General features: G+C 27.9%; 20 protein-coding genes. 5 read left to right on the top strand and 15 right to left on the bottom strand.

The features are described 5' to 3' along the window. Nucleotides 1–125: 125 nt before the first annotated feature. A complete protein-coding gene (locus tag ACTNBA_RS16420; RefSeq protein WP_035131756.1) occupies nt 126–608 on the bottom strand; it encodes a deoxycytidylate deaminase in 483 nt (160 codons plus the stop codon). A 201-nt stretch (nt 609–809) separates the two neighbouring features. Between ACTNBA_RS16420 and ACTNBA_RS16415 the strand changes: the two genes are divergently transcribed. The 5 genes from ACTNBA_RS16415 to ACTNBA_RS16395 all read left to right on the top strand — a co-directional run bounded on the left by ACTNBA_RS16415 (nt 810) and on the right by ACTNBA_RS16395 (nt 4,037). Further along, nucleotides 810–1,397 carry a restriction endonuclease gene (locus ACTNBA_RS16415; RefSeq protein ID WP_441075389.1) on the top strand — a complete coding sequence of 196 codons (588 nt, stop codon included), beginning with the start codon at nt 810–812 and terminating at the stop codon, nt 1,395–1,397. 155 nt (nt 1,398–1,552) lie between these two features. Next, nucleotides 1,553–1,744: a ferredoxin gene (locus ACTNBA_RS16410; RefSeq protein ID WP_035131751.1), complete on the top strand. Its 192-nt coding sequence runs from the start codon at nt 1,553–1,555 to the stop codon at nt 1,742–1,744. A 252-nt stretch (nt 1,745–1,996) separates the two neighbouring features. Continuing rightward, nucleotides 1,997–2,197 (top strand): EscE/YscE/SsaE family type III secretion system needle protein co-chaperone, encoded by a 201-nt coding sequence (locus ACTNBA_RS16405; RefSeq protein ID WP_035131749.1) that lies wholly within the window; start codon nt 1,997–1,999, stop codon nt 2,195–2,197. A gap of 284 nt (nt 2,198–2,481) precedes the next feature. Further along, nucleotides 2,482–3,552 (top strand): uroporphyrinogen decarboxylase family protein, encoded by a 1,071-nt coding sequence (locus ACTNBA_RS16400; protein ID WP_441075388.1) that lies wholly within the window; start codon nt 2,482–2,484, stop codon nt 3,550–3,552. 284 nt (nt 3,553–3,836) lie between these two features. Then, a complete protein-coding gene (locus ACTNBA_RS16395) occupies nt 3,837–4,037 on the top strand; it encodes a hypothetical protein (protein ID WP_035131744.1) in 201 nt (66 codons plus the stop codon). A gap of 116 nt (nt 4,038–4,153) precedes the next feature. Here ACTNBA_RS16395 and ACTNBA_RS16390 read toward each other — a convergent pair whose 3' ends face one another. The 14 genes from ACTNBA_RS16390 to ACTNBA_RS16325 all read right to left on the bottom strand — a co-directional run bounded on the left by ACTNBA_RS16390 (nt 4,154) and on the right by ACTNBA_RS16325 (nt 14,243). Further along, on the bottom strand, nt 4,154–4,684 hold the full coding sequence (locus tag ACTNBA_RS16390; RefSeq protein WP_441075387.1) for a DUF3888 domain-containing protein: 531 nt from the start codon (nt 4,682–4,684) through the stop codon (nt 4,154–4,156). A 196-nt stretch (nt 4,685–4,880) separates the two neighbouring features. After that, entirely contained in the window at nt 4,881–5,492 is a 612-nt protein-coding gene (locus ACTNBA_RS16385) for a DUF1048 domain-containing protein (protein ID WP_441075386.1), read from the bottom strand. Next, the gene (locus ACTNBA_RS16380) at nt 5,485–5,817 is read right to left on the bottom strand and encodes a PadR family transcriptional regulator (RefSeq protein WP_346897612.1); all 333 of its coding nucleotides are present in this window, start codon (nt 5,815–5,817) and stop codon (nt 5,485–5,487) included. Before ACTNBA_RS16380 ends, ACTNBA_RS16385 begins: the two co-directional genes overlap by 8 nt. Nucleotides 5,818–6,021: 204 nt before the next feature. Further along, the gene (locus ACTNBA_RS16375; RefSeq protein ID WP_441075385.1) at nt 6,022–6,876 is read right to left on the bottom strand and encodes an RNA methyltransferase; all 855 of its coding nucleotides are present in this window, start codon (nt 6,874–6,876) and stop codon (nt 6,022–6,024) included. A 202-nt stretch (nt 6,877–7,078) separates the two neighbouring features. After that, nucleotides 7,079–7,366: a CD3324 family protein gene (locus ACTNBA_RS16370; RefSeq protein WP_441075384.1), complete on the bottom strand. Its 288-nt coding sequence runs from the start codon at nt 7,364–7,366 to the stop codon at nt 7,079–7,081. Between the two features lie 274 nt (nt 7,367–7,640). Beyond that, nucleotides 7,641–8,390, bottom strand: a complete 750-nt coding sequence (locus ACTNBA_RS16365; RefSeq protein WP_441075383.1) for a DUF5694 domain-containing protein — start codon at nt 8,388–8,390, stop codon at nt 7,641–7,643. 87 nt (nt 8,391–8,477) lie between these two features. Next, entirely contained in the window at nt 8,478–8,996 is a 519-nt protein-coding gene (locus ACTNBA_RS16360; protein ID WP_441075382.1) for a hypothetical protein, read from the bottom strand. Nucleotides 8,997–9,242: 246 nt separating this feature from the next. Further along, nucleotides 9,243–9,905: a Type 1 glutamine amidotransferase-like domain-containing protein gene (locus tag ACTNBA_RS16355; protein WP_441075381.1), complete on the bottom strand. Its 663-nt coding sequence runs from the start codon at nt 9,903–9,905 to the stop codon at nt 9,243–9,245. Between the two features lie 95 nt (nt 9,906–10,000). After that, complete coding sequence (locus ACTNBA_RS16350; RefSeq protein ID WP_441075380.1) at nt 10,001–10,399, bottom strand: hypothetical protein; 399 nt, start codon at nt 10,397–10,399, stop codon at nt 10,001–10,003. 143 nt (nt 10,400–10,542) lie between these two features. Further along, on the bottom strand, nt 10,543–11,304 hold the full coding sequence (locus ACTNBA_RS16345; RefSeq protein WP_441075379.1) for a class I SAM-dependent methyltransferase: 762 nt from the start codon (nt 11,302–11,304) through the stop codon (nt 10,543–10,545). A 111-nt stretch (nt 11,305–11,415) separates the two neighbouring features. Further along, a complete protein-coding gene (locus ACTNBA_RS16340; RefSeq protein ID WP_441075378.1) occupies nt 11,416–11,910 on the bottom strand; it encodes a hypothetical protein in 495 nt (164 codons plus the stop codon). A gap of 63 nt (nt 11,911–11,973) precedes the next feature. Continuing rightward, complete coding sequence (locus ACTNBA_RS16335; RefSeq protein ID WP_167402993.1) at nt 11,974–12,477, bottom strand: YcxB family protein; 504 nt, start codon at nt 12,475–12,477, stop codon at nt 11,974–11,976. 336 nt (nt 12,478–12,813) lie between these two features. Continuing rightward, entirely contained in the window at nt 12,814–13,629 is an 816-nt protein-coding gene (locus ACTNBA_RS16330; RefSeq protein ID WP_441075377.1) for a class I SAM-dependent methyltransferase, read from the bottom strand. Nucleotides 13,630–13,697: 68 nt separating this feature from the next. Then, complete coding sequence (locus ACTNBA_RS16325) at nt 13,698–14,243, bottom strand: flavodoxin domain-containing protein (RefSeq protein ID WP_441075453.1); 546 nt, start codon at nt 14,241–14,243, stop codon at nt 13,698–13,700. Nucleotides 14,244–14,327: the final 84 nt, after the last annotated feature.

Genomic DNA, 14,327 nt, shown 5'->3' with positions numbered 1-14,327 from the left:
TTCAACCAATCTTAAAATGGGACTTTAATTCATTCTAAAATTCAGTTGATATTGCTCATAAATAAAAAAAAGATTATCTCACTATAAAAATATGAGACAATCCTTTTAGCTCTAATTTAATAGGTCTATTTTAATTTTATCTCTATCTTGTCTACACTTGGAGTTAATTGAGTTAATTTCACATTAGCCTTTTCAAACATATATTTAGAGGCTTTTATAGAATCTGTTTCAGCATACTTATCACTAAGATAATAAACTTCCTTTATGCCTGATTGAATGATATTTCTAGCACATTCATGGCAAGGGAATAAATTTACATATAGTCTACAGCCTTCTAAAGACTTACCTCTAGCATTTAAAATAGCATTTTGCTCAGCATGCACTACATAAGGATACTTAGTTTCTAAAAATTCTCCATCTCTACTCCAAGGAAAATCTTCATCACTACATCCATTAATAAATCCATTATATCCAATAGAAACTATCCTATTGTTGCAATCAACTATACAAGCTCCAACCTGTGTTGATGGATCCTTACTTCTCATTCCTGATAACAAAGAAATACTCATAAAATAATCATTCCAAGAAATATAATCTTCTCTCTTCATACGTAACCTCCTTGAAGTATTTATTACTATTTTATATTAAAAACCTTCATAATTAAAGATACTTTTCTAAATCTGTTATGGATTTCATATAAAAATATCTGTTTATTGTGCTCATTAATATCACATGGTAAAGCAAAAATCCCAAATATATTGATTAATTTTTTTCTATAATGACAATAATTATTATACGAGGTGATTCTTATGAACAAATATGAAATTTTAGTACTACTTATAGTACTCATAATACTTATAAAGAGCTTTACTCAATTTATTGAGAAAATAAGAGGCTTTAAAGATGAACAACTAAAATTTACTATGAGGATTAAAAAAGAAAATATTAATAGATTAACAGGACTTCAATTTGAAGGCTTCTGTCAATGGCTTTTTCATAATAACCCTGAATATAAGGATATAAAGCTTACACCTCCTAGTAATGATGGTGGAGTTGATTTAATTCTTACAAATTCTGACGATGAAAAAATCTATGTTGAATGTAAAAGATATGATTCTAATCCAACTCTAGCCTCTAATGATGAAGATAATGCTTCTGATGAGTTTTTTATAGGAAGAGTTATATGCCAAAAACTTGTTGGTGCTATGATGGCAAACAATATAAAAAAAGGTATTATTCTTACTACAGGCAGTGTGTCCCCTAATGCCCTAGAATACATTGGTAAACTAGAAGACAACAGTGATCTATCTCTTAAAATATATACTATGGATAATATTTTAAAGCTTATTGAAGAACGAGAAAATCAAGATGACTATGAACTCGCCGTAGAGATTTAAAGACTCAACTACTCCTGATATAAATACATAATTATATATATTTACTCTAACATCTATGTACCTATTATTAATTAATTTTCTAATTTTTGCGTATATGAAATCAATTACTGCAAACACTAACCTTGTTAATATATTAAAAACAAGGAGGAGTAAATATGGAAGCAATAGTAAACAAAGATACATGTATAGGCTGTGGAGCTTGTGTTGGTGTCTGCCCTGAAATTTATTCATTCGATGATGATGGTAAAGCTGAAGCTATAGATGGAGATGTTCCTTCTGATCTTGAAGCTGGAGCTGTTGATGGAAGAGATCAATGTCCTGTAGATGCCATAGATATTAAAGAATAATGAGCTAGGCTTACTGCCTAGCTTTTCTTATCTTAATACATAGTCGTGATTATATTATTAGTTTTGATAATAAAATTTAAAAGTATAATTTAAAATTTATAACATACAATAACTTTACTAGTTCATAGTGAATTTCTTTACCTCTTAGTAATAATAATTATCTATGGTAAAGAAACTTACTGTGAATAAAAATTAAATTAGGTATTAAATTTTATCTTAATATCTAAAAATAAAACTTAGGAGGAAATTGTTATGCAACAAAATCAAGGAAAAAATGCTAAACAACATGTTCAGGATGTACAAAGTAAACTTCAGGATTCAACAAACTGCTTAAATCAAGCATTAAACTCTGTTGAAAAACCACAAAACAGACAAAAAATCCAAAACACTCTTAATTCAGTAGAAAGTGCATTAAATTCAGTAAATAGTACTCTTTCTAACTATCAAGAATAGTAAAACACAAGGTTAATCCCAAAACCTTGTGTTGTATATGAATGTCAATTAATTTAATAGAGAGACTGAGATATTAAATAAAACAATTAATATCTCAGTCTTTTTCTATATTATATTTCATCATTTTAACAAACAAAATTTATCTTTTTATATTGGTTATATCAATAGATACATGTTATATATAGGATAATTCAATTATACATATTCATTTTTGTCTTATATAATTACTTTAGAGTTATGTAACTAATATGTAAAATATATTTTTGTTAGGAGGGAACCTTTAAGTGATTAAAGAAGAAATGACTCCAAAAGAGAGAATGGATGCATTTTCTAGAGGATTAGAAATTGATAGACTAATTTGTATCCCCGACATGGGAGCAACTATGGCGCCATTCATTGGTATAACAACTAAGGATTACTATCATTCTGCACGACTAATGGCAGATTTAGAAATAGCTTTGTTTAAAAAACTTCGTCATGATAGCGTAGGCATATCTACTAGTCTTAGAGGCGTGGCTGAAGCTATGGGAGCCAAGGTATGCTATCCTGATTATGCTATCTCCTATTTACTAGAACCTGCTATTAAATCAATAGATGAAATTGAATCTCTCAAAATAGTAAACCCTCTAAAGGATGGAAAATTACCTATACTACTGGAAGCATTAAAACTTACTAAAGATGCACTTATAAATGATGTAGATGTCAGTGCCTCTATGTCTGGTCCTTTTAGTGTTGCAGCCTCTGTAGTAGGAACTGAAAATTTATTAAAATGGATGATTAAATATCCTAAAAAAGTTCATACTCTTATGGAAATAGTGTCAGAATCTAATAATAGATACATAGAAGAAGTTGCTAAACTGGGTATCTCAATTAGTTTTGCTGATCCAGTCTCATCAACAAGTCTTATAAGTCCAAAGCAATTCAGAGAATTTTCCTTACCAGCTCTTCAAAAAAACATAAATAAAATAAAAGAAAAAACTGGTAGTTACCCTGGTATACACATCTGTGGAAAAAGTAGAGACATTTGGGAAGATGTTGTGAATACTGGAATTTCTAATTTTAGTATTGATAATATAGAAGATATAGAAGAAGCTAAAAATGTGATGGGTGATAAGGTTGTAATAACCGGAAATGTTCCTCCTGTTGATGTTATATATGCTGGAACTAAAGAAGACATTTTTAAGTCAGTTAAACAATGTATTAGAAAAGGTTACAATTCTCAAAAAGGTTATATTTTAAGCACTGGATGTCAAATTCCAATGCACACTCCAATGAATAATATTGAAGCCTTTATGGATGCTGGTAAACTATACGGAAAGTATCCAATAGATCTAGAAGAACTAATGAATGATTAATAGAACTTTTTACTGAAACCTTAAGAAATAAATTCTTTAATAATCTATTTCTTAAGTTTTTTTCTTTCATAAGCTAAACTTTCCAAGTATGATTTTAAATTTATCACATATAATAATTTTGATATTTCATAGTGAAATTCTTCTGATAATAATGGTGTTAATAGGACTGTTGTAGATGAAGAAATTTACTATGAACAAAATTTCACTCTTGGATTGAGCTTAAGCTTATTTTCATAATATGCTAGCTCCATACCTTAAAAATAAAGTTTTAGGAGGTAATTGTTATGCACAATAATGAAGGAAAAAGCGCTAAACGCCATCTACGAGATGTACAAATTGAACTTCAAGATTCAAAAACTTGCTTGGATCAAGCATTAAAATCTGTTGAAAAATCGCAAAACAGACAAATAATCGAAAATACCCTTAACTCAGTAGAAAGTGCACTACATTCATTAAATAACACACTTTCTAACTATGAAGAATAGTAAAAACTAGTGCTATTATATTCCACTATTTCCTCTTCGCCAATATCCCTTTTAGGGTATTGGCGAATTTTATTTTACTCTAACTTCACTAGTTATAACAACCTGATGCTAAAATCTTATACAATCTCTGTCATTATATGCTCATAGGTTGGTGGTAAGTCATAACTTTTTATATGCTCAAACTTTTTCACCTTAACCCTTCCGTTACCTTCTACAGTGAAATCAATATTATCAGTCCCCACAAGAATATGAGGTCCTATATAGGGATTTACTTGAAGACTTATATCAAAGACAAAGGAACGATAACCATTTGGTCTAGAAATACTATTTATATATATGGAGTAAGGATCAACTAGTGGCGTTTGAGATAAGTATGTAGAATAATATTTTTCTACCTCAATCTGGATATAAGGCATTAGTAAAGCTAAAAACACATCCTGATACAGTTCTTCTGTGGACTCCTTAGGTGGTTGATGAGGTAAGTCTACGGTTGTAGATACATTCATAAAAACCTTATCACCTTCCATCCTTCCATATACTTCATCATTTTCTATTCCAAATATTATTTTCTCATTTATATTATACATTAATACCATAACAGCCAATAAAATTTGTCCCTTCTTAATGTATTTTTTAAAATTAATCATTACCTATGCCCTCTTTTCTTTAATTCTCATTTCCTTTATGTATATAGTATGTGTATACTTACAACCAAGGATACACTACAATAAAAACTCATATTGTAAAAACTTCTTATAGAAACCTATTTAAAAGGTTAAATATTTAGTTATTTGTCTATATAAAATAAAGCAGTAGAATTTTAGCATTCTACTGCTTTATTACTTAATCTAATCTCACCTTCCTATTTCTAAAAGCTTTACCTATGATGTAACTTAATAGCAATATTGCCACTAAAACCATGAATGTGTATAATGAATTAATTTCTACAACAAAATTTGTAATTAAGATAAAGTTTAGAATTGCTCCTGGTATCACAAATAAAATATATAATAATAACACCTTTATTATTTTTTTTGTATTTCCTCTATTTTTTATTATTACTTTCCTTAATCCTATACTAAAAATAAACCTACAAAACAAAAAGTCAACTATAAACATAAAAATTATATTTAAGGTGAATTTCATATGAAATATATAATATAATAATGACATCATTGCTGACATAATTATAGCCCACCTAGTACTTTGATATATATTAAGTATTGTACTACTATTAATATCCTTTGATTTTATTATTTCTTTACAAAATTCTTCAATATTATTACCAATTATACTCTTCACATCAATACCATCATCCTGTGCACTTATTAGTAAGTCCTTTACATCCTCACTTACTTCATCCATAAAGCTACCTTCCATACCGCTACTTGATAAGTACATTACTATACTGGTGTATGCTTCCTTATATTCATCCCTCAATATGCTATTACTCATTGTCCATCCCTCCTATAATCTTATTTACATTAACATGTAGTTTATTCCAGTATTCTATAAAACCTTCAAGTTCTATACTTCCCATTTCTGATAGTTTATAATATTTTCTATTAACTCCCGTGGATGATTTCCTTCTCTCAGCAATTATTAACTGATTTTTTTCAAGCCTAAGTAATAAAGGATACAGTGTTCCCTCAACAATATCTTCAAAGCCACATTCTTTTAATTTTGTTAGTAGTTCATAACCATAGGTCTCTTCCTTTGAAATTATACTTAGTATACATCCTTCAAGAATACCTTTAAGAATTTGAGAATTATTATTCACAGCAACTCCTCCTTTACCTTGTAATACAAAGTATACTATTATTATATTAAAATATACTTTGCATTGCAAGGTATATTTTAATAAATCCTGCTATTACTTAATACTTACTAAAAATAATCACTAAAAAAGAAGGTGTAGCCTCTAAGACTACGCCCTCTTTCCTACTTATATAATCCATAAAACTATGATTTATTTAAATCATAGTTAGCCAATTCTTTTACCTAAATTCTTTTGAGAAAGGCTTGCTTCATAAACAATCATAGTAGCTGCTACTCCTACATTTAAGGAATCTGCACCTCCAAACATGGGGATTATTATTCTTTCACATTCATATTTATTCCAAATTTCTGAAATTCCATGTATTTCATTTCCTACAATAATAGCAATTCTCCCCTTATAATTAGCATCATAGTAATTGTTACTGGCTTTTAAATCAGTAACAATAATCTTAAATCCATTACTCTTAAGCCATCTTACAAGTAATTCTATGTCACTACTTATAACTGGCAACATAAAACTAGATCCCATGCTTGACTTTATCAGCTTTTGATTTGTTTTTCTAACTTTACTATTACAAATAATTACTCCATCTCCACCAGCACCATCAACTGACCTTATAATTGTTCCAATATTTCCTGGTTTCTCTAATCCATCAAGTATTACTAGCAAATTGTTTTCCTTTAGCTTTACATCCTTAAGGTCGTACTTTGGAAAACTACATAATAGAAAAAATCCTTCTCCACTATCTCTGCTACTCAATCTTTTACACAAATTACTTGATATTAAACATGAATTCTCTGCTACCATAGAAATACTCTTAACCATATCAAGGATAGATTTGTTTTTAATAAACTCTATACAAAATACAAAGTTTATTATTCTAATATTACTTTTAATTATCTTTTCATAGGCCCATAATCCCTCTATAACAAATAAATCTTCATCTTCAACCTTTTTATTCTTTATTATTCCATTGATTAGTCTTATTGAATTGTCCTTACTACCAACAAGTTTTAAATGAGAAAACTCTTCACCTAACTCCTCTATATCTAACCCCATTTTAAATATTATTCCTTTCTGTATACCTAATTCAAAAAATTTATTATTTATATTTCACCCCACAAAACATAAATATCTTTAATTAATAATTTCACATATCAAAATTTATCATCATACTTATTTTAATATACAGAGATCATCAATTAATATATAAAGAACAATTCTATATTATTCTTTGCACATAAAAAGCTACCACTCATTATTAGAGTGATAGCTTTTCATTTCTATTTTTATTATATACAATTTTTTTAATACTATCTATAGAAAGAAAAAATTCTTCTGACAGCTCATCAATGGTATATCCACTTTCATGCTTATTACGTATAACTTCATTTCTATTTTTTATACGCTGCCTAGTTCCTGACTTTTCTCCCCACTTTTTCCGTGTTGTATGTTCAGATGGAATATATACATATTCTCCTTGAATATACTTTTGAATTTCTCTTAATAAATTATCTGGTAAAATTGTTTCAGCCTTTACATATCCCATAAAGCTCAGCTCCTTAAATTTATACTTTAAATTAAGGAAACAAAGCCTGTATAAGTATGAATTTATTTAGTAATGGCGACTAGATATTTACCTCTGTGCAATTGTCGCCTTAAGCCATACTTACAGACTTTGCACAGAGTATTTTGAGTTGTTCTTTCTTAGCTAATTGAAATCTCATATTTACTACCCCCAATAAACCTTATTTTCTATATAATACCAAATACTATAGAAATCATCAATTAATCTTCTAAATTATAAATCTAGATATCTAGATTTATAGATACTCCAAGGTATCTACTAATTCAAAATCATTATACTCTGATACAAAATCCTGAAGTATTTTGCAATGTCCAGCTCCATAAATAACCAAAACTCTATCTCCAGGTTCAACTATATCTTGTAGATTTCCAAAAATATAAAGATTTCTCCTATACCATTCTGTAAGCATGTCCACTCCATAATATTTATCTCCAGCTCCTATTTGAGCCATATCTAAATATAAATCACTATGCTCCTTTGCAATACGCGTAGGATCATTAAGATGCTTTAGGATTTCAATAACTGTACTATTCTTCATAATTTCATTTTCACTTATATTACATTCCTTTATTTCATTCATAAACTTCTCATAGAACTTTGGACAATTCTTTTCAGCATATTCAAAAACCTGTTCCGGTAAATCTACTGGATAATCTATAGGATAAATTTTATTATGGTTTAATATTTGTCCTAATCTAAAACCCAATTGAACAATTTCATTTCTATGACTTATTATTTTGTTAGATGAATTATAATTATTTATACAATACTCGGAATAAGCCTTATTTAATTCCTCTTCTTTTCCTCGATTTGCTTCAACAGCAATTTTATTTGGTTTAAATTGCATTAGCTTTTCTATTACTACCTTAATCTCTTTTTGTTTTTTCTCAGTGGTAATATCCTCATATTCAGTTTTTATTAAATGTTCTCCACCCTTTCCAAAATGATAAGTTCCTAGTATAAATATTTCTGCCTTTTTTTCCATAAATATACCCCCTTTATATTCTATATAATATCAAGTATTGTATAAATTTATAATCAATTCTCTGAATTACATTGAAACTTAAGAATATTATGACTTATTTTTATTGGTTAAGTTCAAAATATAATGCTTATATAATTTTAAATTACCATTAATATCAAAATAAGAAGCATACCCACCATCATAAATAATTACATAATAGTAATCATCCTTTTTGCTATCTTCGTCCAATATAAAACTTTTATGCTCTAATAATTTACTATCAATTTTACCATCACTTATAACTCCAACCTCCATAGTTGGAGGATTATCTTTCTCTTCTATAGTATGAAAATCTCTTGATTTATAGTAGTTTTCTATATTTTGGTTATCCAATTCAGATTTTAATACTATAACAGTAGCAAAATCTAATCCATTACCATTTAATTTACCATATACAGAATCTTTATCAATTAACTCGGTATTATTTGGCAATTTACAATTATATAATTGCTTTGAAAACTTATATAACTTTATATTATTACTAATTGGAAATACTATCCAAGGTAATATTGTAATTGCTACTATTATAATTACTAATACTATAAATAATTTTTTAACTATCCTCATATCAGCTAATCTCCCATTATATATTTAAAGCTATAAATGTTATTAACAATTATTTGATTATCCACCAAGCAGCATCAAAACTCAGTATATCAGGACTTTCAACTAAGCAAAAATTCCCTAAGGAAAATCCTATAATATCCAACGTAAACCAAATCAGTAAACTGCCCAATAATATACTTATATTTCTTTTCATACATCCTACTTCTATCAAGACAAACTTTTTAAATCTTGAAAAAATTTAAACTATCATCTACTAAATGTCTGTATGTCTCCCAGTAATGTGATTGCACTATTATCAACAATTATTCCACCAGTGTCTTTAATAGCATATACGGTATCCGCTCTTTCATTTAATACCTTATTTATATAGTTTTTTTCTATATCTGTTTCTTCATAATGAACTTCAATATCAAAATCTCTAATCAAATTTAGTCCTCTATTATATGAGAATGTATCATAATCTTTATCAGGAGTAATATGATAATCTGCTATCTGAATCATCGCTCCAGCACTAATCCCTATAATTACTCCTAGAAAACTTTCAATCTCATTTATTAAATCAAACTCCTTTAAGCGATTCATGATTTTATCAGGTAATCCTCCAGTGAAAAATAATATATCCCTGTTTCTTACTTTCTTTTTTGCACTTTCTTCTGTATCTTTAAAATAATTTATCCAGTCTATATTTTCTTTCCCAATTCCATAACTCAAAAATGGTAGAACAATGGTGTTATAATACTTCCCGTTATCTTTACTATAGGCACACTGCCAATCCATATCATTACTTATATTTTCACCGAAAGAAAATGGAATTACCAAAACCTTATCATCACACTTTATATATTTTTCCATGGAACCTTTTGCCCATTTTTCATTAAAGTTATATGAACTAAATAATATATTAACCATTGATATTCTTCCTTTCATTAATCCATCATTTCTTATCTTTATGTTATTTAAGACTACTACCTTAATTTCATAAGTAAACTCTATTCAAAATAGTACTAAATTAAATTATTAGCCTTATTCTTAATATAATCATCTATAAGCCTAATATCCTTAATATCCTTCTCTCTTCCTAATTGTGTCTTCTGCTTTTTTATACTTTCTAAACTTCCTACAGGTAATCCATCAATGAACACTATTTCATCTACGAACCAATTTTCTAGTATTTCTATTGTATCGTTTATCTGAACAATTCTTGAACTATCCTTTTCTACTGTGTAATTACAACCTTTTTTTAAAAATAGTTCAACTAAATTTGTAGTACATCCTAAATCAATATCATTTGTGGTTTCTTTAACACCATGAATTACTAAACCAGCACCAGAGGTTATCCAATATTCATTTAAAGGTAACTCCATGTTTTTAAGTATTTTAATTATTTCCTCTTTTCCCAACATTTTAATAACCCCTCCTAATTACATTCATTTTCATATGATTTCTAATATAATACTAAAACATATATATTTTTTTATTTTCAAAAATTACTAACTCTCTTCATAATTCACAAAGTAATAATAGTTCCAATTATTATTTATGTGAACTACTTCATTTTGCAGTAATATACTACTGTTTCATAATCAAAAATCAATGTTCCATTTTTATTATACTTTTTAAATAGAAGTTCGAGTTCAGAAATCATATAATTGAATCTTGGGTCTTCTTCATTTGGAATATATGAATAAGATACTAAATCCCCTTTTAATCTTTCTAAATTATACACTTGAGGATTAGAAAATATTTCTTTATCGATTGTTTTTAAACCAAAGAATTTGGGTAAATCCGTATTAAGTGAATTCCCCCCCTCACGTTCTGAGTATTTTTCAATTAGTTCCATATATTCATTCATAAATTTGCTATTGCTAAATTTTCTTCTATTATTGATAATTACTACGAACCCGCCAGGTTTTAATATTCTGAGGAATTCTTTTTTTGTAGCTTCTGGTTCAAACCAATGGAATGCTTGTCCTGATGTAATTATATCTACTGATTCTGATTCCAACTTTGTATATTCAGAAGATGCATCTATTGAATGAAAATTTGTGTAATTAATTAGATACTTCTCTCCAGCGGACCTCATTTCTGCATTAGGTTCAATACCGTATACTTCGTTTTCATTATCCAAAAATAATTTAGCAGAAATTCCAGTTCCAGAGCCAATATCAGCAATAATTGCTCCTTTAGTTAAGTCAATGGATGTATTTAGAAACCCTATTATTTCATTAGGATAGTTAGGTCTATATTTTGCATAGTTCTCTACTCGACTACTAAATCTACCTTTAGGATTAAGTTCTGTTAAATTCATAATACCCTCCAAATTAAAAAATTTAATGTTTCCTTGTAAATTTTACTTGTATATTAATTTTCATCTGATTTCTAATACTCTATAGTCCATTATAAAATTCAATTAGTAACTTTATATTATCCCTATGATATGGACTATTGCCCCTGATAATAAAGCAACAACAGTGCCAATTATTATTCCTATAACAGCACCCCTTATATGATGCCAGGGATTCTTATATTCTTTATCCATATCCTCAGTTCCAGGTATTCTTGTTCTTTTACTATGACAAAAAAGTCCAATATCTAATACTATCATATCGTAAATATTCACCACAAAAAATAATATAAAAACGTGGATATATGCAGACTTAAAGTTTTTTGCACCAGAGTAATATGCCACTACAGCAAGAACAATTGCAAAAAACAATACTGAAATTATTTTAATTGATAAATGTCTTTTTTTCTCTCCTTTAATAACATCTTTATACTGAGGAAGATTTTCTACCCTTTCTCTAATTTCTTTAGGGTAAGATATAATATGCTTAATAGGGTCTTTATAAAGAGAAGGTAATATAATTAGAGTGAAAACTGCACAGGAAATAACACATTCTACAAATAAAATCATATTTTATCGCTCCTCGAAATCTAGATAAAAGAATGAAATTTATGCTCCTTTGACATTAGTATTTTATTCAATAAGTCCTTTTTCCTTTATAAACAATTTAAATTTATCAATATCACCATTTATAAAACCGTTTTTACTAAGAATTATATTTTGTTTTTCTATCATCAGTGAAAATAGATTTTCTGTTTCTAGTACTTTAGTAATTTGACTATACTCTAATGTTAAATTAGACCTAAATGTAATAATATCTATTTTTTCATCGTAAAAATTTAACGTTATTTCCACTGATTCACCATATACCCCTTTAAAGTTTTTATAACTCTCTTTTAATTTTAAAGTATACCCTTTAAAAAACATAAAAAGGAAAAATACTGTAGATAAAAACATACACACAGAAACCAAGTATACTCCATTTGTTATGAAGTTTATAACAGTAAAAAATGCAGATATAAGAAACATTAATAAAACAAAACTGCGATATTTCTTATTACATTCCTTATAATTTTCTTCTGAAAGCTCATTTATTACTTCTTTTGTAATTATTGTTTTATTTTCAAATATTGGCATCAATTCAACTCCTAACATTCCATTCTTTATTTTATCCTAAGCTTCTCAATCATTTTATTTATATTTTAATTATAACATTAATTTCAATATAATATATATTCTTGTATATTAGTTAATTAATTCTTAAAACAAAATAGAAAGCATTAATTTACTTAATGCCTTCTATCTCCATCTGTAACCTATTAAAATATTTTTCCATAAACTTAAGTCTTTCTCTACCAATTTCTTTTGCTTTCTTTGTATATAACTTATCTTAAATTTTTACTTAATACTTCCGCTAAAGAACCATCATCTATTTCAAATACCTTACGACAACTAAAACCATTGTTTATATATTTACTTTTCTCCAAATGCATATATTACTGACATATTAAAATGAAGTCCGTCACCTTTGTCGAAACTTTCTAGTCCTTGAAATATGTCTTTTTTAAACTCTTCAAATACATCACAACCCAAATCTTCTATTTTTTCAAATATTCCTCTAACTGCGTTGGTGCACATTTCTTGCCACCATTCCTCTTTATCCTTATACACAACATCTGTATTTTCTTCATGAACTTTAACATTTTTAAAACCTGACTCATCTAATATTTTTATTACATCCACTACTGTATCAAACTTTGGAATATCAGGTTTTCTATCCTTATTTTCCTTTTGTATCTTCTTAGGTAAATATTTATTAACTATTTTAGTTAACCACTTTTGATCTTCCTGTTTACCCCATATACTAAATCCTGCTTGTCCTCCATTTTTTAGTACTCCTAGTATTCCATTTAATCTATTTTCACTAAGTAAAAGATATCCTATTCCAAATCCACAAATAACATTATCAAATGAATGTTTTTTAAAGTTTAAATTCTGAGCATTCATATTCTTAACTTCTGCATTACATATTTTCTTATTTAAAATATCTTTATGGGTTTCACCTACCATAACTTCTGAATTATCTATGCCTACAGCGTATCCATCTTTACCTATTTTATCTATTGCCGCAAATAATGAAGCACCTCTACCCATTCCAATATCTAACACTTTAGCTCCTTTGTTAATCCTTGAAAGCTCAACTAATCTATCTCCAAAACTATTCCAATATTTAGGTCCAACTTTTCCAAAATCAACGGCAACCTTGTCCCATATTGTTACTAACTTCATTTTACTCCTCCAGTTACATTCCTCTATTGCTCCTTTATAAACATATCACCATATTGTTTTGTAATACTCTATAATACATTGCAAAATTCAATCAATGGCTTAATTGATGATTTATCTGTAAAATCTACTACTTTACCATAGGTTTCGAGCATCATTTTTGCTTCATCATCCATTTTATCCTCAGGCATTTTACTTACTTTCTTTTTTAATAAAGCCATCATAGATTTGTGGATAAAACCAAGATTTTTATAATCAATAGCACCTCTAAAATGAAATAATTTAATCCTATCCTGCATTTCCTTTGTAAAATTCTTGTCAATAACAGGTATAAATTGTTCAGTGTTACTTGGATCAGCAAGTCCTACAGTAAATACAACTAAATTTTTATCTTTTAGCTTATCAAAGGCTTTAGTAATTAATGAAACACCCAGTATTCCACTTGCATAAAGACCGCCTCCATAAATAATAGTAGAATAATTTTGCATATCCACTACATCAATTTTAGATGCCTCAAAAATATCCGCATCAAGTTCAGTAGCAATCCATTCTGCATATTTTTTTGTTGAACCATATTTTGATTTGTATATAACAACTTCCTCTTTATTCTTTAATATTCTCTTTATATCTCACTAATTCTTAGGATAGCGATATAAGAAAAAAGAAACATATTTAAATATATTGAATTTATGGTTTAAAAT

The sequence above is a fragment of the Clostridium sulfidigenes genome (assembly GCF_052067195.1).
Taxonomy (GTDB): Bacteria; Bacillota; Clostridia; order Clostridiales; family Clostridiaceae; genus Clostridium_J; species Clostridium_J sulfidigenes.
Note: the sequence above shows the minus strand (reverse complement) of the source record. Positions and strands in the feature narration are given on the sequence as shown.